Raw genomic sequence first — 22,002 nt, 5'->3', positions numbered from 1 at the left:
CAGGGAAAGCAGGGGCGTTGTCCGCCGACATCGGCACGCTCCACCACCACGACGCCGATCACTCCATGATCCGCAGCGATCCGGCGCAGGGCGGCCACCCGACGCGGCGCGCCTCGCCCGGCAGCCCTGACGCATGACCTCGCCGATCGCCGACTACGCCCTCATCGGCGACGGCCGCACCGCGGCCTTCGTGTCCCGCAACGGCTCGATCGATTTCCTGTGCCTCCCCAGCTTCGACAGCGACGCCTGCTTCGCGGCGATGCTGGGCGACGCCGGCGATGGCTGCTGGCGGATCGCGCCGACCGGGTTCGTCCACACCGTGGAGCGGCGCTATCGCGGCGACACGCTGATCCTGGAAACCGATCACGCGACCGACACCGGCACGGTGCGCGTCACCGACTTCATGCCCTGGCATGACGGCGAGCCGATCATCGTGCGCATCGTCGAGGGGCTTGCCGGCGAAGTGGAGGTCGCCTCGCTGCTGCGCCCGCGGTTTGACTACGGCCGTGTAGCGCCGTGGATGCACGCCGCAGACGATGCGATACTGGCGGATGCCGGGCCGCACCAACTGGTGCTCCACGCCCCCTGCCCCGCCGCCATCGCCAATGGTCAGGCGCGGGCCACCCTGCAGGTGAAGCGCGGCGAACGCCACGCCTTCTCGCTCGCCTACGCACCATCGCATGAAGCGCCGCCGAAGAAGCCCGACGCGCCCCGCCTGCTGCGCGCCACCGACAAGGCCTGGACCGACTGGATCGGCCGCTTTGACGCGCCCGATCGCTGGGCGGCCCCGCTGCGCCGCTCGCTGCTGACCCTGAAGGCGCTGATCGACCGGCGCACCGGCGGGCTGGTCGCCGCCGCGTCGATGGGACTGCCCGAGGTGCCCGGCGGGGCGATGAACTGGGACTATCGCTATTGCTGGCTGCGCGACGCCACCTTCACGCTGACCGCGCTGCTCAACGCCGGCTTCCAGGACGAGGCGGTGCGCTGGCGCGACTGGATCCTGCGCGCCATCGCCGGCGATCCCGCCGACATGCGGATCATGTACCGCATCGACGGCGGTCGCCGGCTCGACGAATATGAGGCCGGCTGGCTCTCCGGTCACGCAGGCGCCCGCCCGGTGCTGGTCGGCAACGCCGCCTGCGGCCAGACGCAGCTCGACGTCTATGGCGAACTGATCGACAGCTTCCACGTCGCCGCGCGCGCCGGCGTCGCGAGGACGCCGCGCGACATGGCGGTGGAGATCGCGCTGATCGAGCATCTGGAAGGCGCTTGGGACACGCCCGGGGCGGACATCTGGGAAAGCCGCGGCGATCCGGGCTGCTACACCTATTCGCAGGCGATGGCCTGGGTCGGCATCAACCATTTCGTTGAAAGCGACGCGCTGCGCGCGGCGGCAGGCGACGAACTGGTCGGCCGGATGCGGGCCTTGCGCGGGCAGATCCACGACACCGTCTGCGCGCGCGGATATTCCGCAAGCCGCGGGCATTTCGTCCAGCGCTACGATGGCGACGCGCTCGACGCCTCGCTGCTGCTCCTGCCGCTGGTCGGTTTCCTGCCGGCCGACGACCCCCGCATCGCCGGCACGATCACCGCCGTCGAGCGCGAGCTGATGGACGGCGGCCTGGTACGGCGCAAGGCGGCGCGCGGCGACGGGCATGACGAGGGCGCGTTCCTCGCCTGCTCCTGCTGGCTCGCCGACTGCATGGCGATGCAGGGCCGGCGGGACGAGGCGGCGACCATGCTCGACCGGGTGATCGGCCTCTCCAACGATGTCGGCCTGCTCAGCGAGGAATTCCACGTGCCGACCCGCCGCCTGATCGGCAACCTGCCGCAGGCGCTGACCCATCTCGGCGTCGTCAACACCGGCCTGTTCCTGTCGCGTCCGGTGGTGCAGCGCGGCGCCGCCTAGGCGGACGGAACCTCGATCCCGCAATCAGTCAGGAGTGCAACATGGGCAAAGTCGTCGTCGTCACCGGAGCCGGTGCAGGAGTGGGCCGGGCTACCGCCGAGAAATTCGCCAGCGAAGGCTATGACGTCGCCTTGTTGTCGCGCGACCCCGGCCGCCTGGATCGCGCGGCGGCGGAGCTGCGTCGCCACGGCGTGCGGGCGTTGCCGATCCCGACCGACGTCGCCGATGCCGCGGCGGTCGAGGCGGCGGCCGATCGGACCGAGCGCGAACTCGGCCCGATCGACGTGTGGGTGAACGTCGCCATGGCGACCGTCTTCTCGCCGGTGTCCGAACTGACCGCGGAAGAGGTGGAGCGCGGCACCAAGGTCACCTATTTGGGTCAGGTCCACGGGATGATGAGCGCGCTCAAGCGGATGCGCACCCGCCGCGGCACGATCGTCAACGTCGGCTCGGCGCTCGCCTATCGATCGGTGCCGCTGCAATCGGTCTATTGCGGTGCCAAGGCCGCCATCCGCGGCTTCACCGATTCCCTCCGGTCGGAGATCATCCACGACAAGATCGACGTCCACCTGACCGTGGTCGATCTGCCTGCGGTCAACACCCCACAATTCGACTGGGCGCTCAACAAGATGGGGCGCAAGGCAAGGCCGGTCGCGCCGATCTACGAACCCGAAGTGCCCGCCCGCGCGATCTATTTCGCCGCCACCCACAAGCGCCGCGAGCTGTGGCTCGGCTTCTCCAGCATCAAGGCGATCCTCGCGACCCGCATCGCCCCGGGCCTCGCCGACCGCTATCTGGCGAAGGCGGGCTATTCCGGGCAGCTGACCGACGATCCCAGGCCTGCCGACGCGCCCTCCAACCTGTTCGATCCGGTCCCCGGCGATTACGGCGCACACGGCCGCTTCGACGACACGTCGCGCCGCCACAGCATCCAGTTCTTCACCGACCGCCACAAGCTGGCGTTCATCGGCATCGCGACCGCCGGCCTCGCCTTCCTGACCCATCGCGCGGCCAAACGCCTCGGCGTGTAGGGCATCGAGCGGTCAACGCGGTTCACCCTGTTTCCGTCTGCCCTGAGCCCGTCGAAGGGCTTGGGCCAAACGGATCAGGGTCAAGGCTCGACGCTGTAGCCGCCACGCCCAGCATCAAGTGCCGCGCTCAACCCGCCGGCTCCGCCGCGGCCAGCAGCCGCGTGATCGGCCGCGCCGCGACGATCGCCAGCAGCCAACCGGCCGCGGCGATCCCCGCGTTCACCGCCCAGAAGGTCGGCGCCCCCCAGCGTTCATAGGCACTGCCGAGCGCCCCGATCAGCAGCCCGGCGACGAACAGGCTGAGGAACACGCAACTGATCATCGTCGCCGCGATCCGCGGCGGCGCTCCCCGCGACACCAGCGCCAGCAGCGTCGGCCAGTATCGAAACCTCCGGTTGTCTGCCGATGTGCGGTCACGGGACGATCGGCATGGTGACCTTCGCGCTGGAGCACGGCCTGATCCAGCCGGCAACGCCCGGCAGGCTCAAGGTGGAGGTGCCGGCGGGCCTGCTGGATATCCATTACGCCATCGAGGACGGCCGCGTCGCTGCGGTCCGCATCGTCAATGTGCCGTCCTATGTCGCGGCGACCGGCATCGCCATCGACGTTCCGGGGCTCGGCCCCTTGTCCGTCGATGTATCCTATGGCGGCAATTATTACGCGATCGTCGAACCGCAGGGTGGCTATACCGGCCTCGACGCGCTCGGGGCCGATGCGCTGATCGCGTTCAGTCGCGTGGTGCGCGAGCAGGTCCGTGCGGCGGTCGAACCGGTCCACCCGCTCGATCCGACGATCCGCGGCGTCAGCCATGTCTTGTGGGCCGATGCGCCACGCGCGGCGGACGCGGACGGTCGCAACGCTGTTTTCTACGGCGACAAGGCCATCGACCGATCGCCCTGCGGTACCGGCACATCCGCCCGGCTCGCCCACCTCGCTGCGCAAGGACGGCTCGGCATCGGCGACCGCTTCGTCCACGAAAGCTATATCGGCAGCCGTTTCATCGGCCGCGTCGAACGCGCCACCCCCGTGGGTGACATGGATGGAATCGTGCCTTCGATCGAAGGATCGGCGATAACCACTGGATTCAACACGATATGGATCGATCGCGACGATCATTTCTGGCATGGCTTCCAAGTCACGTGACCCAGCGGTCGGTAAAGGGACAAAGGTGAGCATCGTCGTCAGAACTCTGTCGGAGCGGGTCTTCGACATCGTGCGCGAACAGATCGTCAGCGGTCAGCTTGGATCGCAGGCACCGATACGGCAGGATGCGCTCGCCGCGGAACTCGGCGTAAGCAAGATCCCGGTCCGTGAAGCGCTCGCCCGACTGGAGCAGGAAGGGCTGCTGACCAGCCAAGCCAACCGTGGGTTCTTCGTGCAACCGATGTCGGCGATCCAAGCCGAGGAAATCTACGCGTTGCGCCTGGCCATCGAACCGGCGGCGGCGGCCTATGCAGCGACGCAGGCGGACGAGGACGCACGCGCCAGCGCCGTCGCCGCATTCGAACGGCTCGATCGCGCCGCGGAGACGAACCTCGCCGAAGTCGCGGTGCGCAACCGAGACTTCCATGTAGCGCTCGTTCGTCCTGGCGGCCGGCTGCTGACGACGCAGCTCGTCGAAAGGCTGTCGATCCTGGCGGAGCGCTACGTCGTCGCCCACCTACAACCCTCGGGCCGCGGATCACGCGCGCACGATGAGCATAGCGCGCTGCTCGCCGCCTTCCTCGACCGCGACAGCCCGCAGCTTGAAGCCCTGCTGGCGCGCCACATCGGTGCGACGCTGGACGATTTGCAGGTGCAGTTCGCCGCCCGATAGCGGAACGGTTGCCAGTGTCCATATCGGCGCTGCCGCGACTTCAGGCGTAACGAGATTCTAAACTGCCCACGTTATGCGCTGCACGTCAAATGCCGCCACGACCCCCCGGGCTTCGAACGCACCTCATCGACGCTCGTGAGGCCACCTACCGTCCGTGCGCAGCCATTCACACGAAGCTGGCGCCCGTCACCTCCACGGGCTTTGCGGGTCTGGCTGAAAACGCGCGCATCGTGTCCCCGAGGCGGACGTTGACCGTTCCGGCGGTTGCTGTAGTGATCGTCGCCGATACCAGCCGCTTATTGCGCCACACCACCGCGACACGATGGCCGCCGCGCACGCGCAGGCCCTTTACCTCACCCGAAGGCCAGGCATCGGGCAGTGCGGGTAGCAGGATGATCTCGTCGGGCGTGCTGCTCACCAGCATCTCGGCGATCGCGGCGGCGCCGCCGAAGTTGCCGTCGATCTGGAACGGCGGATGGGCGTCGAACATATTGGGGTAGGTGCGCTTGGGACCGACCAGGAAGCGCAGGATGCGATGCGCGCGATTGCCGTCGCGCAGCCGCGCCCACAGCGCGATCCGCCAGGCGGTCGCCCAGCCGGTCGCCTCGTCGCCGCGGATGTCGAGCGAGCGCCGGGCCGCGGCGGCGAGCGCGGGGGTAGCGACGGCGTCGATCTGCCGGCTGGGGAATACGCCGTACAGGTGGCTGACGTGGCGGTGATGGATATCCTTGGCATCGCCGTCCCAATCGGCCTGCCATTCCTGCAACTGGCCCTGCTGGCCGATCTTGTACGGGGCGAGCCGCTCCCGGGTGGCGAGGAACTGCCGGGCAAGTTCGGCATCCGTGCCGAGGATCGCCGCCGCCTGGGCTGCCTGACCGAGCAGGTCCCTGATGATCGCCATGTCCATCGTCGGCCCGGCACAGATCGACGAGCCATGGCCATGGTTGTTTTCGGGCGACAGCGATGGATTGGTGACGAGAAAGCCCGTTGTGGGGTCCTGCTGCAGCGTGTCGACGAAGAACAGCGCGGCATCGCGGATCAGGGGATAGACCGACGCCAGATAGGTCGTGTCGCGGCCATAATCGTAATGGTCCCACAGATGCGTGCACAGCCACGCGCCGCCCGTCGGCCACATGCCGAATGCGGGGCCGTCGATCGGCGCGGTGGCGCGCCAGAGATCGGTGTTGTGATGGCAGACCCAGCCACGCGCGCCATACATCGCCCGCGCCGTGCGTGCGCCGGTGACGGCGAGATCGCGGACCATCGCGACGAGCGGTTGGACGCATTCGGGCAGGTCGGTCGGCTCGGCCGGCCAATAGTTCATCTGGGTGTTGATGTTGATCGTATATTTGCCGCCCCAGGGCGGATTGGGCGTGTCGTTCCATAGGCCCTGGAGGTTGGCCGGCTGGCTGCCCGGACGCGAGCAGGCGATCAGCATGTAGCGAGCGTAGTTGAAGTAGAGCGCGGCGAGCGACGGATCGCCGCCGCCCTCGCCATCGCGGATGCGGTGATCGGTCGGCCGGGCGGTACCCTCGCCGCGACCGAGGTCGAGCGACACGCGGCGGAACAAGGTGCGATGCGCCGCCGTCGTATCGCGGGCGATGCGCGCATAGCCGCGGCGCGCCGCGGCGTCGATCTGGCCGGAGGTGATCGCGGTCGGATCGCCGCTCACATCGTCGAAGCGGCGGTAGCTGGTCGCCATCGCCACCAGCACGACGCATTCGCGTGCGCCACGCACGCTCAGCCGCCCGGCCTCGTGGCGGACCTGCCTCCCGGTGGCGACCGCCCTCACCCGCGCCTCGAAGCGGAGCGCGCCGGCAATGCCGTTGGAGGCGTCGTTGCGGCCGGCCAGCACGATCTCGCCATCGCCACGCCCGGCGACGACCTGCGCCTGCTTCACCGGCGTGGTCAGCGACAGGTCGACATTGATCGTTCCGCCCCGGCCGGCGGTCAGCCGAATCGCGACGACCTGATCGACCGGCGAGGCGATCACCTCCCGCCGATAGGCGATGCCGCCAGCCGTCCAGCGCGTGGCGGCGACCGCCGCGTCGAGATCGAGCTCGCGGCGATAGCCGGCGATCGGCCGCGACGGCTCGATCGGGGTGACGTCGCTTCTCAGCCCCTTGGGCGCTGCGGCGGGCGCGGGCGCGGCGGGCGCGCCGGCGGAGTCGATCACCAACGTGCCGATGGTGCCGTAGGCCATCTGGCGGATCGGCCGCGCCATCAGCTTTTCGCCGACCAGCGCCTGCGCCTCGGCAAAGCGACCGGCGAACACCAGCCGCCGCACCTCGGGCAATGCGGCGAGCGCCTCCGGGCTGACCGGATCGTACGGACCGCCCGCCCACATCGTGTCTTCGTTGAGCTGGATATGTTCGTGTTCGATGCCGCCATGCACCATCGCGCCGATCCGGCCGTTGCCGACCGGCAGCGCCTCCACCCAGCTGGTGGCGGGCTGCGCATACCATAGCAGCGTCGATGCCGGGTCGGGCTCGCCGGCCGAAGCCGGCCGGGCGGCAGCCGCAACGGGCACCGCGAGGCTCGCGCCGACCGACAGCGCCGCAAGCGCATCGCGACGGCTGATATCGCATCCGGTGTCCGGCATCGTCGACCTTTCGTTCATGGGACCAGCAGCGGCCGCATCTCGGGCACCGCCTCCGCCAGTTCCTTCGTCACGATCGTCGCGAAGAAGGCGGCCCCCGCCTTGCCGAGATGGGTGTTGTCGAAGGAGAGCTTCGGCATCGCCAGCGGCTGCACCTGTACCTCGGTCGCCACGGGCGTAGCGGCGGGGCCGGTGGCCTGCGTTCCCGCGGGCAGCTGCGCGAACATCTGCGACACGGTAGGGCCGAGCGCCTGCACCGCGGCGCGGCTGTCGGCATGGAGATCGAGCAGCGGCACCTTCAGTTCGGCGGCGACCTGCCGCGTCGCCGCGGCCCAGGGGGCGAGGTCGTCGACCAGCGTGCCGCCTTCGAAGATCCGGCGGGTCAGCGGCGTGACCAGGATCGGCGTGGCGCCCAGCGCCCGTGCCTCGCGTACGTAGCGGCGCAGGTTCTCGGGGAAACCGGTCGCAAGGTCGGTCGAGCGCCCCGGCTTGCCCGGCTGGTCGTTGTGGCCGAACTGGATCAGTACCCACGTCCGGCGATAGCCGGGCACGCGCATCTCATTGCGCGCGACGTCCCATGATCCCTCCCAGCGGTAATTACCCGAACTGCGGCCGCCGCGCGCAAGATTGACGCAGGCGAGGAACGAGGTGACGTGATCGGCGCAGAAAGCCGGCCCCCAGCCGCCGATCACAGCCGTGGTGGAATCGCCCACCAGGATGACCTTGGACGGCTCGATCCGCTTGACCGGCGGGCTGCCCGGCGGCGGCGTCAGCTGCGCAGGCGCCGCACCGGCAGCGGCGAGCAGCATGGCGGCAAGCACGTATCGGCTCATGAGTGTCTATCCTCCCGGTCAGTCGAGCCGGCGCGTGCCGGCGATGGTGAGGCGTGCGGCGGTGCCGGGGGCGGCATCGCGGCCGCGCGGCTGGCCGCCGCCGATCCACAGGTCGAGCGTGCCGGCCACCACCGCACGGTTGCCGGCCGGATCGACGACGCTCATCGTCCGCGGGTCGATCGCGAAGCGCAACTCCCGACTCTCGCCGGCCTTGAGGTGGATGCGCCGGAACCCCATCAGCGCGCGCAGCGGCGCGCCGGGCGCGGCCTGCGTGCCATAGAGCTGGACGACCTCGTCCCCGTCGATGCGGCCGGTGTTGGTGACGCGGACGCTGAGGCCGGCGGGATCACCGGCCCGGATGCCGGCGCGATCGAGCCGGGCGTTGGCATAGGCGAAGCGGGTGTAGCTGAGGCCGTGGCCGAACCGGTACAGCGGATCGCCTGCGAAATAGCGATAGGTGCGCCCCGCCATCGCATAATCCTTGAACGGCGGCAGCTGATCGGCAGACCGATAGAAGGTCACCGGCAGGCGACCCGCCGGGCTGAAATCGCCGGCGATCAGTTCGGCGACCGCCTGCCCGCCCTCGCCACCCGGATACCAGGCCTCGACGATCGCGGGCACGTGACGGTCGGCCCATTCCACGCCGAGGGCGCTGCCGTTCATCAAGACCACCACCAACGGCTTGCCCGTCGCCGCCACGCGTTCGAGCAGGTCCTGCTGCGGGCGGGGAAGGTCGAGGCTGGTACGATCGCCGCCGGCGAAGCCTGGTGCCTGGACGCGCATCTCCTCGCCCTCCAGCCTGGCGGTCAGCCCGCCGACGAAGACGACGAGATCGGCGTCGTGCGCCGCCGCCACCGCGGCCTCGCCGCGCGCGCCGAAGTTGCTCCAGGCGAGGCTCTGGTCGCCGCGGCTGCCGGTCTGGATCGCCTCGACGACGAGCGGATAGCGCCGGCCGGCCTGCAAGGCGATCTCGCCGTCGGCGATCGAGGCGGGATCGGCGGCGTCCCAGGCATCGACCACGATCCTGCCATCCACCCGGATGCGATAGCCGCCGTCACCGTTGAGGCGGAAGCGGTACGGCCCCGTCTCGCCTGCGGTCAGATAGCCGGTCCAGCGGATCGAAGTCGTCCGCTCGCGCCGTTCGGGCTTGCCCCATTCGAAGCGGACGGCGGGGTCGGTCGCGGTGCGCACCGGTGCGCCGGCGAGCGCGGTGCCGGCGAATTCCTCGACGCGCAGGCCACGCGTGGTGCAGGCGCGATCCACGCACACGACATCGGCGGGTACGGGCTTGAGCGGTGCGCCGATCAGCCCCGTCCCCTCGACATAGCGGACGTCGGCCTGCGGATAGCGTTGCCTAAGGCCGGCAAGCACGGTGACCGGCGCGGACGGCGTGCCGGCATAATTGCCGACCAGCGCATCGACGCTGTCGGCATTGGGGCCGATCACCGCGATCCGGCGGGGTTCGCCCTTGATCGGCAGCAGACCGTCGTTCTTCAGCAGCACCAGTGATTTGCGCGCCGTGTCGAGCGAACGGGCGCGATGCGCGGGCGTGTCGAAGTCGGTGGCGGCAATGCCGTCGGCGGGGGGCGCGGCGTCGAGGATACCGAGGCGGAAGCGCGCCTCGAACAAGCGGGTCACCGCGCGATCCAGCACCGCCTGTGTCAGCAGGCCCTGGCGAACCGCGTCGACGACGATCTGCGGATCGCTGCTCTTGCCGAGGCCGAATTCGGCGCAGAACAGGTCGGTGCCGGCGTTGAGCGCGGCTGCCACCGCTGCCTGCGAGGTCGGCACATAGCCGTGCGACCCCGGCATCACGATATCGGCGATCGCGGCGCAATCGGAGACGACATGGCCGGTGAAGCCCCAGCGCCCGCGCACCCGGCTGGCGAGCAGCGGACTGGCGCAAGCGGGGATGCCATCGACGGCGTTGTAGGCACACATCAGCCCCTGCGCGCCCGCCTCCACCACCGCGGCGCGGAAGGCGGGCAGATAGGTGTCCTCGAGGTCGTGGACAGAGGGGTGTATGTCGTCGCGGTGGCGATCCGCCTCCGGCCCGCTATGCACCGCGAAATGCTTCACCGCGGCGATCGTCCGCGGATGCGCCGGATCGCGACCCTGTAGCCCACGGATGAAGGCGACGCCCATGCGTGCGGTCAGATAGGGGTCCTCACCGAACGTCTCTTGCCCCCGTCCCCAGCGCGGATCGCGGAAGATGTTGACGTTGGGCGACCAGACGGTGAGCCCGCGGTACTTGTCGGACGATCCGTCGGGATGCCGGGCAGCGAGATATTTGGCGCGGAACTCGATCGACGTGACGTCGCCGACCTCCTGCACCAGCGCGGCGTCCCAGGTTGCCGCAAGGCCGATCGCCTGCGGGAAGACGGTGGCCTCGCCCGCACGGGCGACGCCGTGCAGCCCTTCGCTCCACCAGGCATAAGCAGGAATGCCGAGCCGCGGGATGGCGGGCGCCAGATCCTTCAGCTGCGCCGCCTTTTCCGCCAGTGTCAGCCGGCCGACGAGGTCGGCGGCGCGCCGCTCCGCCGGCTGCGACGGATCGCGGAACGGCAGGTCGCTGGCACCGGCGATCCCCGATGTGGCGAGGAGCACGAGGGCGGCGGCGCGGGCGATCACAGCGCGCGGAACCGGAAGTCGCGGAAACGCGCCTCGCCCGCCCCCGCCGAATAGAGGCCCGGACGCAGCATCAGGAACCCGCCGCGCACGTTGTGGTGATAGCCCGACACCTCCATGCCGCGGTCGAAGCGCTGCCACGTCCGGCCGCCGTCGCCGGAGGTGTGGATGGCGACGATGTGCCGTTTGTTGGCGATCCGGATCAGCATCCGCCGGCCGTGCGGGTTGGCGGGACGGCCGCGTTCGATGCCATATTGATGGGTGACGAAGCGCTTCTCGTCGAAGCCCAGGCCGCAATAGAGCTTGTCGTCGTAGAAGAGGACGAGCCCGGCGGTGCCGCCCGGTGCAATCTCGACATCGCACTGGAATTCGTAGGCCTGATCGCCGGCGATGAGCAGCAGCGGCGAGGAATCGACCGGCGCCTTGCCGCTCGCCTTAAGATGGAGCACGCCGCCATCGACGCGCACCCGGTCGCGCTCGGCCGGGCTGGGGCGGAAGAAGTTCCAGCGCGCACCCAGCGCCAGCGGCTTGCCGAAATCGTCCGACAGGGGCTGGCCGTGCGGGCCGCCCTGCCCGCCCTTCGGCTTGGGCAGCGGCTTCGACAGGTCGCCGCCGGTCATCCGGAACCAGCCGTCGGCGGTCCAGCGCACCGGATCGAGCAGCACCTGCCGCCCCAGCGTCCAGAAGCCGTTCTCATAGCCGTGGTAGACCGACCACCAGCTGCCGTCGGGTGCCTCGACCAGGCTGGCGTGGCCGCGCGACCACCATTTCTCGTCGTTCGACACGGTGCGGACGATCGGGTTGCCCGGATCGTTGACCCAGGGGCCGTGGATCGAACGCGAGCGGGCGACGATCACCATATGCCCGGTCGGCGGCCCGGCGGTGCCCCCGACCGCCGTAATCATGTAGAACCAGCCGCCGTGGCGGTGGATCTTGGGGCCTTCCGGACTGAACCCCTCGACATCCCAATCGTCGGGGTAGCGCCACGGGTCGTAGACGTGCTCGACCTTGCCGACCGTCGACAGGCCGTCCTCGGCGAGGCGGATGCGGTCGCCGCCCGACAGGAACAGCCAGCGCGAGCCGTCCTCGCCCACCGCATGGCAGGGATCGATATGGTCGTGGAGGCCGAGGCTGACGGGATCGGACCACGGACCGTCGATGCTGTCGGCGTGGATGACGTAGATGTCGTTCTTCGGGCTCGCCTTGACCGGAATATAGAGGAAATAGCGGTTGCCGTGCTTTTCGAGGCTGACCGCCCATACGGAGCCGATGTTGCGGGTAAGCGCCGGCCCACGCGGGCGCCAGTTGACGAGGTCGCGGCTGTGCCAGATCGTCAGGCCCGGATAGCTGTCGAAGCTGGAAAAGGTCATGTAATAATCCGCGCCGTCCTTGAGGATGGCGGGATCGGGGCGGTCGCCGCCGATCAGCGGATTGAGGAAACGGCCATCGCCGAGGTCGGCGATGCGCTGGCCGTCATAGCCGCGACGCCAGGGCGAGGCGTTCGCAGGCGCCGCGGCCGAGGCGGGCGCCCCGGGGATCAGCGCAGCGCCGCCGGCGAGCGCGGCGAGTCCGAAGGCGTCGCGCCGGTTGAAGTCGGTCATGCAGGCTCCTGGATCAGAAAGGGCTGGTCGGGATGGACGACGACACGGCCACGCGCGTCGAAATCGATGCGGACGATGCCGGGCTTTTCGCGGAAGTGGCTGGCATCGTCGTTGCCGAAGAAGGTCTGCCACCAGCGGCCCGTCCGGTCGCGAAAGATGTTGCCGCCGCCGCAGCACGGCGCGCCTTCGTGCGGTTCGCGCCAGGGGCCGGTCGGCGCGTCGCTCATCCAGATGCGGAACGAATAGCGCCCCTCGTAGCGATCGACGACACCGAGATAATAGATGCCGTCGCGCTGGAACATGGTCGCGCCCTCATAGCCCAGTTTGCGGCAGCCATCGGGGCCGCAAGGGGTGCGATGATGGCGCTGGTCGTTGTCCCACTCGGTCGCGGTCATCTTTTGCCACTCGCCGGCAAGGCCCGACAGATCATCCCTCAGCCGCACGATCTCGTCGGCGGAGCCGTAGGTCAGCCACACCGCCTTGCCATCGTCGAACAGCGTCGCATCGATGCTGCGACGGATCGGCGCGGTCGGCGAGAAGGCATGGACATAGGGCCCTTCGGCGCGCCCGGTGGTGCTTCTCAGCACGGCAAGACCGGCGCGGCTGATCGAGTGGCAGATGTAGTAATTGCCGCGGATGAAGTGGATTTCGGGCGCCCAGAGCGCGCGGAACGGCACCCCTGCCCGCATCCGCCACGCCTTTTCCCACACGCCGTCGCGCTCGATCGACCAGACGAGCCCGCGATATTCCCAAGTGTCGAGGTCCTTGGAACGCCACAACTCGACGCCGTCGTTGACCGCCCAGATGTTGTCGCCCGTGGATCCCGTCATGTAGTAATAGCCATCGCCGCCCGGGCAGACGATCGTGTCGCGGATATGCACGTCGTGCAACGGCCGGATCCGCGGCAGCAATCCCGCCTTCACCGCGGTGCCCGCATCGGAATCGTTCCAGGGCGCGACCGGATAGCGCGGCGTGCCCGGCCCCTTGTAGCGGACGTCGGGCATGCCGCTGGTCCAGCCGCCGCTGGCGCTCGCCGCCGTGGCGCGCCGGCCGGCACCGCTCACGCCGCTGAACCGCCAATAATCCTTGGGCGGCGGCGGTACGATACGACCACTGTCGTCGGCATCCGCCGCGCGCTTGGTGCCAGGCAGCGGTGCCGGGCCGTAGCCAGGCCCTGCCTGCACCAGCGGCCGGGCGACCGCACCGCCTGCGCAGACGAGGCCGCCGATCAACACATCGCGTCGTTTCATGCCCACGCCTTTCGTTCAAAGCGGCCCCGCGATCCGTCACCGGTACGCGGGGCCGGAGGAGCCCCCGGGGAGGTTGGGGGTAATCAGAAGCTGAAGCGCGCGCCCAAGCGGTAGACGCGGCCGGAGCTGCCGTATTGGGACACTGCCTCCTGCCCGTCATAGGCATAGCGGTTGCTGGTCTGGTTGGTGAGGTTCAGCCCCTCGGCCGAGATCGACAGCCCCTTCATCAGGTTGATGTTGATCGAGGCATCGACGTTGGTCGTGCCCCGGCTGAAGCCAAAGTCGTTGATGAGCGGGCTATCGCAGCCGACGCTCTCGACCACCGCACCGGCGACGACCGCGCCGCCGACGGTGGAGAGGCCGGGGCTGCACGAACCCGCGGCCAGCGGATAGGTGGTGCTGTAGCCGGCACGCTGTGCGACCGAGACGCGGGCGCGGAACGCCTTGGTCTCGTAGAACAGGGTCGCGTTGATCGCATCCGGCGACACGCCCAGGAACGGTCCCTTGCCCAGCACCTGCGGCCGGGTCACCACGCCCGCCGCGCTGACCGCGCCCGGATCGAGGATGTAGTTCAGCTCCGACTTGATGTGCGTATAGTTGAACAGCACGCCGAGGTTGCGGAACGCCCAGGGCAGGAAGGTGAGGTTCTGCTGGAAGTTGACCTCGATCCCCTTGATGTAGCCGCCCGGCGCATCGCGATACTGGCGCGCGATGAACGGGAAATTGGCATCGAGATAGGCGAGCTGGTTGACGTTCGTATACTGCGCCCGGATCGCGGCGCGGGTGGCGTCGTCGACGAACTGCGACAGGGGCGCCGCGAACAGCACCGTCTGCGGGAAATTGTCGACGTCCTTCTTGAACACCGCGACCGAGAACAGGCTGCTGCGGGTGAAATACCATTCGGCGCTGAGATCGATGTTGCTCGACCGGAACGGCGCCAGCTTGGGATTGCCGATGGTGAACGAGGCGCCCTGGTTGTCGCCGTTGCTCGGGATCGAGATGGAGGTGATCGTCGGCGATAGATTGCCGAGCAGCGGGCGCGCCATCACCTTCGATGCGCCGAGGCGCAGGATCAGGTTGCGCACGATCTCGTAGTTGAGGTTCAGCGAGGGCAGCCAGTCGGTATAGCTGTTGCGTCCGACGATCGGGCGCCCGGCCTGCGACGTGCCGTTCGAGGTCACGTCGGTGAAGGCGACGCGCGTCCCCGCATTGCCGCGCAGCGATCGGCCGAAAATCTCCGTGTTGAAGTCGAATTGGAGATACAGGCCCTTGTCATATTCATCGACCCCGAACGTCGCCGACCCGCCGTTGCGCTTGGTGGTCAGGCGCCAATCGCCGTATTTGTTGATGCAGTCGCACTGGAAGCCGAGCAGGTTGTTGAATTTGGCGATGTCGGGAACGAGGAAGCTTGACACGGTCCCGGCCGGCGTCTGCAACCCCTGACCGAACGGCACGACCTTGCTGTTCGCCGCGGTGGTCGATCCCGCCTCCAGCAGGGTCGGGTTGAGCGTGTCGGTGTTGCGTTCGCCCTGCGAGGTGAAGAAGCCGAAGCGGCGCAGCGTACCGCCGAAGCCGATGTTGAACTGGTCGTTGACCCGCCAGTCGAAATCGGCGCGCATCGCCTCGTAGGTGTTGCGGACGTAGCGTTCGTAATGGCGGATCGCCGAGAAGCCCTTGACCGTCGTCCAGTTGGCAGGATCGGCGACGTCGAAGCCGAAGTCGAGCAACGGCATGTTGCCGTGCGCGCGATCGTCGAAAACGAAGTTCTGGGGCGAATCCATGCGGTTGAATTCGACCAGCAGGCCTGTGGAATAGTTCACCGACTTCGACCGGCCGTAGATGGCGGTCATCTTGAAATTATCGGTGAATTCCTGGTCGAGGCGGAACGTGCCTTGCCAAAATTTGGTAGTGTATTCCGCATAATCCACCGCGGACCGCATGTCGACGTTGCGCAGGACGAGATAGTCGGCAAGCCCGTTGGTGACATTGGCGTCGAGCACGTCGACGCTGGGCCGTCCGATCAGCTGGCCGCGATAGGCAAGGCCGTTGCTCGACGGGATGTACCCGACCGAGTTGGGGTTGTTGTAATAATCATAGGGGTCGAGGTTGTAGGGATTGGTCGAAAAGATGTTGGCGTTGGCAGGGCTCGTCGCACCCGGCACCACCGCTGCGCTGCCGAGCACCGAAGGCACCAATTGCCCTTGCGCGTTGAGCGCGGTGCCGAACGCCGGCGTGGTGCCGTAGAGCGACTGGCCGCAATCCTGCGACACGGCGATGGCGCTGCCCGCAGCGGGCGTGCAGAGGCCGGGATAGGCGGCGCGCGCCGCCGTCGGCGTGAGGCGTCCGGCGGCGGTGTTGTAGGCCGCGTTGGTATTGTTGCGATTGAGGCCGACGGGCGACAGCTGATCGTTCTCGCTCTCGTTGTGGAAGCGCGAATAGAGGCCGTCGATCGAGATGCGCGTCTTGTCCGTCACATCCCATTGATAGGCACCGGTGAGGCCCAGGCGCTGATTGCGGACGACCTGGTGCGTCAGCGCCGGCAGCGCCGGGATGCGGACGGTGGAATCATCGAAGCGGCCGGCCGTGTTGTACGGCGCGCCGGGATAGAGTTTGGCATAAGCCGCCGGATCCGACCCGGTCTGGAAGGCGGTCGCATCGGGATTGGCGTAGTTGATCGTGCCGACCGGTGCCGAGAAACCGGCGCGCTGCGTCGTGCCCTCGCCGACGAACTGGCTGCTGCGATAGAGATAATCCGAAGCGCCGACGCCGCGGTTATACTGGTCGATGATGTTTTCGGTCTTGTTGTAGGCGCCCGAGAACAGGAAGCCCATCCGCTTGTCCTTGCCGAAGCGGAAGGACGCGAGGCCGGCGAGGCGCGGGTTCGCCTTCTTGCTGTTCTCGTTGTAGCTGGCGGTCGCCGATCCGCCGATGCGCGTGCCCTTGAAATCGAAGGGCCGGCCGGTTTCGAGATCGATCGTGGCGCCCAGTGAGCCTTCGTCGGTTTCGGCGGACGGCGTCTTCTGCACCTTCAGCGCGCTGAACAATTCGGACGCGAAGGTCGAATAGTCGAACGAGCGACTGCGATTGGGGCTGGTGCCGGAATCGTTGGAGCCCGCGGTCGACAGCGCCTCGATGCCGTTGAGGCGCGTGCGGTTGAAGTCGCCGCCGAGGCCACGGACGGTGATGCCGCGCCCTTCGCCATTGTCGCGGTCGATCGACACGCCCGGCAGGCGCTGCAGCGATTCGGCGAGGTTGGCGTCGGGGAAGTCGGCGATATCCTGCGCATTGATCGCGTCGATCTGCACGTCGGAGAACCGCTTCTGGTTGAGCGAATTCTGGATCGACCCGCGGAAACCGGTGACGACGATGTCCTGCGCCGGGTCGAAATTGTCGGCATTGGCGCCCTTCTGCTCGCCGACGCTGGAGCGGGTCTGCGTGGTGTCGGCACCGGTATCGTTGACGCTGGAGGGGCCGTCCGCGGCCGGCGTCAGCGTCGGGTTGCCGCTGGTGTCCACCGCCGGGTCCGAACCGGCCGCCACGGACGCAGGTTGCTGGGCGGGCGCGGCCGGGGCGGCCTGGTCTTGCGCGCCGGCGGGGATGGCGAACAGGCTGGCGAGCGCCAGCGCGCCGAGCGACGCACCGCGCCTGAAGGGGGTCACCGTCGAATAGTTCATCATGTTCTCCCTGGATGTGGCTGGTGACCTCATGGGACCCAGCCTTGTAGAATTGCGTCCGGCGTGAAGGCCGCAGCCTCCGCGTCTGTGAGCTGCTTGCGTGTCGCTGCCGGCGCGGCGGCACCGGGGCCGGTCGAGCGCCATTCGAACAGTCGCGCCTCCTCGGGCGTCAGCGTGCGGCGGACGCCGGCGGGATCGGTGAAGCCCATGCCGGTCCAGCCCGCGGCCTTGATGTGCGCATCGAGCCGGCAGCGCAGGAAGGCGGCGGCACCGAGGATCGCCATGTTGCCGCCGGCCCGCCACGGGCGGCCGAGCCAGGTCGAGCCGTCCGGCACGCCGGCTTCGCGGGTGACGTGGCAGCGATCGAAGACGAGGCCGAAGCGGTCGGCAGCCAGGGTGCTCGGCGCGGCGACGAAGCCGCTTTCGGGGGCGCCGGGCACGTGGCGCGTGACGATGTCGCAATTCTGGAACAGCGCCGCCGCGCCGCCGAAGATGAAGTCGACGCCGCCCGCGATCCTGCACCGGCGAAAGAGCGCGCGGGCACCGACGTAGAGCGTGTCCTGATAGCCTTGGAGCACGCATCGCTCGACCAGCACCCGGTCGGCGGTGCGCGCGATCGACAGCGCCACGGCCTGCGCGCCGCCGCTCGCATGGCTGACGGTGTCGGCGATGTAATCGAAATCGTTGCGGATCGTCAGGCCGCGCAGCGTCACGCCGGGCGCATCGATGGTCAGCGTGGCGGACCGGCCGGTGCCCCAAGGCTTGCCGTCGGGCGCGATGTGGCCGGCGGCCGCGCCATTGGCGATCACCACGCCGGGTCCGGTCGCGACCAGGGTGACGCCGGGGACGGCGACGTGCAGCTTCTCGCGATACAGGCCGGGTGCGATGGTGATCGTCACCGGCGCCGGCAGGGACGCGGCCCGGCGCAGGGCATCGGCAAGGCTGTTGCTACCGGTGTCAACAGCACTCACATGCAGCTGGTTCGAGGGCACCGCGAGCGCGGATGCCGGGGTCGTCGCAACGGCACCCAACACGCCGATCGCGACTCTGCGCGAAACCTCAAGCTGTTGTTTTGCCGCCGAACCGATCGACATGCCCCCTCCTCTGCCAGCGGTCCTATCGGACTCTGATGGTAGCGCTAAAGCTAGCCGATTCGCGGCGGGCTGCAAGCTTTTATTGCTACCGGTGTCACTTGAAGGCAGGATGGCATTGCAATGATAATAAAGGGAAGAGGATCGAGCATGAAAAGCCTTGTCCTGGCATGTCTGATGACCATGACCGCGGTACCGGCGGTCGCTGCGGTAATCGGCCATATGGCGCCGCCGCCATCGCTGACCGTGGAGCGGCTCGGCGCGCTGCCCCCGACGGCCCGGCGCGCCTGGGCCGACTACATCGCGCGTTCGACCGCGGCGATGGCGCGCGACAAGGCGGCGCTGGCCGCCGAGCGGCAGGGGCTGGCGACGATCCCCGCCCCCCCGCCGGAGGGCAAGACGGCGACGATGCCGCTCGATCGCGATGCCGCCTGGTATGCCGGCGACGCAGGCCGGCGCATCGCCGACAATATCGTCAGTTATCAGACGCCGACCGGCGGCTGGGGCAAGAACCAGGATCGCAGCGCCCCGCCCCGGGCGCGCGGGCAGATGTACCTCCCCTTCGACAGCAAGGCGGGCGTCTATGCCGCCGCGGACCTCGCCGGCGGCTGGAGCTTCATCGGGACGCTGGACAATGATGCGACCACGACCGAGCTGTCCTTCCTGGCGCGGGCGCAGGCGGGCCGCCCCGGCGCGGACGGCGAGCGCTACCGCACCGCATTCGTGAAGGGCGTCCGCTATCTGTTGCAGGCGGAGTTGCCGTCCGGCGGCTGGCCGCAGGTCTATCCGTTGCAGGGCGGCTATCACGATGCGCTGACGCTGAACGACGATACCATGATCCAGGCGACCGCGCTGCTGCAACGCACCGCCGCGGGCACCGGAGATTACGCGTTCGTGCCGGATGCGCTGCGTGCCGAGGCGCGTGCGGCGGCGGCACGATCCGTGGCGACATTGCTCGCCACGCAGGTGGTCGAGGGCGGGCGGCGCACGATCTGGGCGCAGCAATACGACTCGCTGACCCTGCGCCCCGTCGGCGCGCGCAACTTCGAACCGATCGCGCTCGCCACCGCGGAAAGCGCGGCGGTGTTGCGCTTCCTGATGCAGCAGCCCGATCCTTCGCCCGCGGTCCGCCAGGCGATCACCGACGGCGCGGCCTGGTTCGCGAGCCACGCCGTCAGCGACCGAGCCTGGACCGATGCGACCGCTCCCGGCGGCCGCCGCCTGGTCGAGCAACCGGGTGCCAAGCCGCTCTGGGCACGCTTCTACGATCCCGTCACGCAGAAACCGGTCTTCGGCGACCGCGACCGATCGATCCACGACGACGTGAACGCGATCAGCCTGGAACGGCGGAACGGCTATTCCTGGTTCAATGCGACCGGGGCGAACGTGGCGGCCGCTTATGCCAAGTGGCGGAGCCGCCACGCCGCCTGATCGCGGGCGCGCGTCAGCGGGGCGACAGATGCAGGGTGAACCGCGTCCGTCCGGGTTGCGATTCCAGCATGACCCGCCCGCCGTGCAGTTCCGCCACGCGCTGGACGATCGCGAGACCCAGGCCGGCGTTGCCCGTGGCGGCACGGTCGCGGCGCCAGAAGCGGCGGAAGACATGATCCTGCTCGGCGGGCGGGATGCCGCGGCCATCATCCGCCACGGTGAGGCTGGTTGCCGCGACGCTCACGTCGATGCGTGTACCCGGAGGATTATGCTTCACCGCATTCTCCAGCATGGCGTTCAGCGCGCGCGCCACGAACTGGGGCTGTGCGCGCACGACGATCGGCCGCTCGGCATCGTGCAGCGCGATCGATCGGCCGGTCCGGAATACCAGAGGTGCGATTCCGGCGACGCACTGCCGCGCCAGGTCCGACAGGTCGACCTTTGCCATCGGCACCGTGTCGGATGAATCCATCTCGGCGATGTCGAGCAGGTGTCCGACCGTCTGCGTCAGCGCATCGAGATCGTCGATCAACGCGGTGCGCAGCGCCGGATCGGGGATCGCACTCGCCCGCATCCGGGCGAGCGTGATCGGCGTGCGCAGCTCGTGCGCGGCATCGGCGGTGAAGTCGCGCTGCATCCGCACACTGTCGGTGAGCCGGTCGAGCGCGGCATTCACCGCATCGGCCAGCGGGCGCACCTCCAGCGGGATCGCCGGATCGGTCAGCCGGACGTCGAGCCGCGTCGAGCCGATCGTGCGCACCAGTGCGGAGGCGCGACGCACCGGGCGCAACGCCCGGCGTACGATCAGCGCGTCGATGCCGAGAAGGATCAGCAGCAACGGCAGCACGATGGCGACGCCGTAGAGCAGGAACTGGCGGACGATATCGTCGACGGTGCTGGCGGGATGATCGAGGTTCTGCGTCGCGACGATCCACAGCGATCGTCCCTGCCGCACGATCGGCACGCTCAGCCCGGCAAAGACGCTGCGCCGCGAACGCCGGGTGAAATAGGCCGCCTCCGGCCGGCGTGGAATGCGGCGAACCGCGATCGGCGGTGGCGGCGACGATGCAAGAAGCGCACGTCCGTCGCGATCGACGACGATATAGCCCATGCCCGCGTCCGCCCCCGGCACGCTCGCCTCGCGCGACGCCGCTATGCGTAGCCGTCCCCCTGCTTCGACGACGAGCGCGCCCGCGATCGCCGCAGCCTGCGAGCGCAGCGTCTGCCGTTCGAGATGGTCGGCGGTGGCATCCAGGAACAGGTACACGCCGAGCGCGACGGCGAAGGCGGTGACCACCACGGCGACCGCATGCCAGCCAAGGATGCGTAACAGCAGCGACCGGGGGGCGATGATCCTCACGCCGATGCGACCAGCATATAGCCGACGCCCCGCACCGTGACGATCTGCGCGCGGGCGGCAGCCTCGGCCAGCCGGCGGCGGAGGCGGTGGACGTACACTTCGAGCGCGTTGGAGCCCAGCGCGTCGCCCATGCCAAACAATTGCGCCTCGAGCTGCGCCTTGGCGACGACCCGATCCTGACGCTGGATCAGGGATTCGAAGATGCTGAGTTCCCGCGCCGACAGCACCGTCACGGTGCCGCCGATGCGGACATCGCGTGATGCCGGGTCGAAGACGATGTCGCCGCAGGTGATCTCACGATGCGCGACCATGCCGCTGCGCCGGAGCAGCGCCTGGACGCGCGCGACCAATTCTTCCGGCGCGAAGGGTTTGACGAGATAGTCGTCGCCGCCCGACTCCAGCCCGGACACGCGATCGGCCACGCTGCCGCGCGCGGTGAGCAGGATGACCGGCGTCGGATCGTCGCGCATCCGCATCGTCCGGGCCACATCGCGTCCGTCGCGGTCCGGCAACCCGATGTCGAGGATGACCGCGGCATAATGCCCGACCTCCAGCATCAGCAGGCCGTCTTCCGCGGTGCCGGCATGGTCCAGCGCGTAGCCCGCGCCCGCGAACACGTCGCGCAGCATGCCCACCAGATCGGCACTGTCTTCGATCATCAACAAGCGCATAGCCCCTCCGGCTAGCGCATCTCCCCTGCCCCTGTCGTCGTCGGCGCGATGTAAGGTTCACGTAATCCAGCAGATTTAGCCCGCCTCCAGCGCCCGCTTCGCCACCGT

14 protein-coding genes and 1 pseudogene are annotated in these 22,002 nt (G+C 68.8%); 5 read left to right on the top strand and 10 right to left on the bottom strand.

Annotation, left to right across the window (positions count from 1 at the left end; all coding sequences use genetic code 11):
* Nucleotides 1-133 precede the first annotated feature (133 nt).
* Nucleotides 134-1,909, top strand: a complete 1,776-nt coding sequence (locus tag AC4GY7_RS10640; RefSeq protein ID WP_491113631.1) for a glycoside hydrolase family 15 protein — start codon at nucleotides 134-136, stop codon at nucleotides 1,907-1,909.
* A 41-nt stretch (nucleotides 1,910-1,950) separates the two neighbouring features.
* Entirely contained in the window at nucleotides 1,951-2,940 is a 990-nt protein-coding gene (locus tag AC4GY7_RS10635) for an SDR family oxidoreductase (protein ID WP_491113629.1), read from the top strand.
* A 127-nt stretch (nucleotides 2,941-3,067) separates the two neighbouring features.
* Here AC4GY7_RS10635 and AC4GY7_RS10630 read toward each other — a convergent pair whose 3' ends face one another.
* Nucleotides 3,068-3,262: a hypothetical protein gene (locus AC4GY7_RS10630; RefSeq protein ID WP_491113627.1), complete on the bottom strand. Its 195-nt coding sequence runs from the start codon at nucleotides 3,260-3,262 to the stop codon at nucleotides 3,068-3,070.
* A gap of 59 nt (nucleotides 3,263-3,321) precedes the next feature.
* Between AC4GY7_RS10630 and AC4GY7_RS10625 the strand changes: the two are divergent.
* Together AC4GY7_RS10625 and AC4GY7_RS10620 are read left to right on the top strand one after the other, a co-directional pair.
* Nucleotides 3,322-4,083, top strand: a pseudogene (locus AC4GY7_RS10625) (4-hydroxyproline epimerase); the annotation flags it as partial.
* Between the two features lie 25 nt (nucleotides 4,084-4,108).
* On the top strand, nucleotides 4,109-4,756 hold the full coding sequence (locus AC4GY7_RS10620) for a GntR family transcriptional regulator (protein ID WP_491113765.1): 648 nt from the start codon (nucleotides 4,109-4,111) through the stop codon (nucleotides 4,754-4,756).
* A gap of 166 nt (nucleotides 4,757-4,922) precedes the next feature.
* Here AC4GY7_RS10620 and AC4GY7_RS10615 read toward each other — a convergent pair whose 3' ends face one another.
* The 7 genes from AC4GY7_RS10615 to AC4GY7_RS10585 all read right to left on the bottom strand — a co-directional run bounded on the left by AC4GY7_RS10615 (nucleotide 4,923) and on the right by AC4GY7_RS10585 (nucleotide 18,312).
* Nucleotides 4,923-7,358: a glycoside hydrolase family 95 protein gene (locus tag AC4GY7_RS10615; RefSeq protein ID WP_491113625.1), complete on the bottom strand. Its 2,436-nt coding sequence runs from the start codon at nucleotides 7,356-7,358 to the stop codon at nucleotides 4,923-4,925.
* Between the two features lie 14 nt (nucleotides 7,359-7,372).
* Nucleotides 7,373-8,188, bottom strand: a complete 816-nt coding sequence (locus AC4GY7_RS10610; protein WP_491113623.1) for a rhamnogalacturonan acetylesterase — start codon at nucleotides 8,186-8,188, stop codon at nucleotides 7,373-7,375.
* A gap of 18 nt (nucleotides 8,189-8,206) precedes the next feature.
* The gene (locus tag AC4GY7_RS10605) at nucleotides 8,207-10,819 is read right to left on the bottom strand and encodes a glycoside hydrolase family 3 C-terminal domain-containing protein (protein WP_491113621.1); all 2,613 of its coding nucleotides are present in this window, start codon (nucleotides 10,817-10,819) and stop codon (nucleotides 8,207-8,209) included.
* On the bottom strand, nucleotides 10,816-12,417 hold the full coding sequence (locus AC4GY7_RS10600) for a family 43 glycosylhydrolase (RefSeq protein WP_491113619.1): 1,602 nt from the start codon (nucleotides 12,415-12,417) through the stop codon (nucleotides 10,816-10,818). Before AC4GY7_RS10600 ends, AC4GY7_RS10605 begins: the two co-directional genes overlap by 4 nt.
* Complete coding sequence (locus tag AC4GY7_RS10595; RefSeq protein WP_491113617.1) at nucleotides 12,414-13,667, bottom strand: family 43 glycosylhydrolase; 1,254 nt, start codon at nucleotides 13,665-13,667, stop codon at nucleotides 12,414-12,416. The genes AC4GY7_RS10600 and AC4GY7_RS10595 overlap by 4 nt, the downstream gene beginning before the upstream one ends.
* 83 nt (nucleotides 13,668-13,750) lie before the next feature.
* A complete protein-coding gene (locus AC4GY7_RS10590; protein WP_491113616.1) occupies nucleotides 13,751-17,341 on the bottom strand; it encodes a TonB-dependent receptor domain-containing protein in 3,591 nt (1,196 codons plus the stop codon).
* A gap of 29 nt (nucleotides 17,342-17,370) precedes the next feature.
* On the bottom strand, nucleotides 17,371-18,312 hold the full coding sequence (locus AC4GY7_RS10585) for a pectinesterase family protein (RefSeq protein WP_491113614.1): 942 nt from the start codon (nucleotides 18,310-18,312) through the stop codon (nucleotides 17,371-17,373).
* 270 nt (nucleotides 18,313-18,582) lie between these two features.
* On the opposite strand from AC4GY7_RS10585, the gene pelA reads away from it, so the two are divergent.
* Nucleotides 18,583-19,863: a pectate lyase gene (gene pelA, locus AC4GY7_RS10580; protein ID WP_491113612.1), complete on the top strand. Its 1,281-nt coding sequence runs from the start codon at nucleotides 18,583-18,585 to the stop codon at nucleotides 19,861-19,863.
* A gap of 13 nt (nucleotides 19,864-19,876) precedes the next feature.
* On the opposite strand, the gene AC4GY7_RS10575 is transcribed toward pelA, so the two are convergent.
* Nucleotides 19,877-21,223, bottom strand: a complete 1,347-nt coding sequence (locus AC4GY7_RS10575) for a sensor histidine kinase (RefSeq protein WP_491113610.1) — start codon at nucleotides 21,221-21,223, stop codon at nucleotides 19,877-19,879.
* Nucleotides 21,220-21,882 carry a response regulator transcription factor gene (locus AC4GY7_RS10570; protein ID WP_491113608.1) on the bottom strand — a complete coding sequence of 221 codons (663 nt, stop codon included), beginning with the start codon at nucleotides 21,880-21,882 and terminating at the stop codon, nucleotides 21,220-21,222. The genes AC4GY7_RS10575 and AC4GY7_RS10570 overlap by 4 nt, the downstream gene beginning before the upstream one ends.
* Nucleotides 21,883-22,002 lie beyond the last annotated feature (120 nt).

Source organism: Sphingomonas sp. SP5 (genome assembly GCF_058313455.1).
The sequence above is the reverse complement of the archived record's forward strand: the minus strand, read 5'-3'. Positions and strand labels throughout refer to the sequence as shown.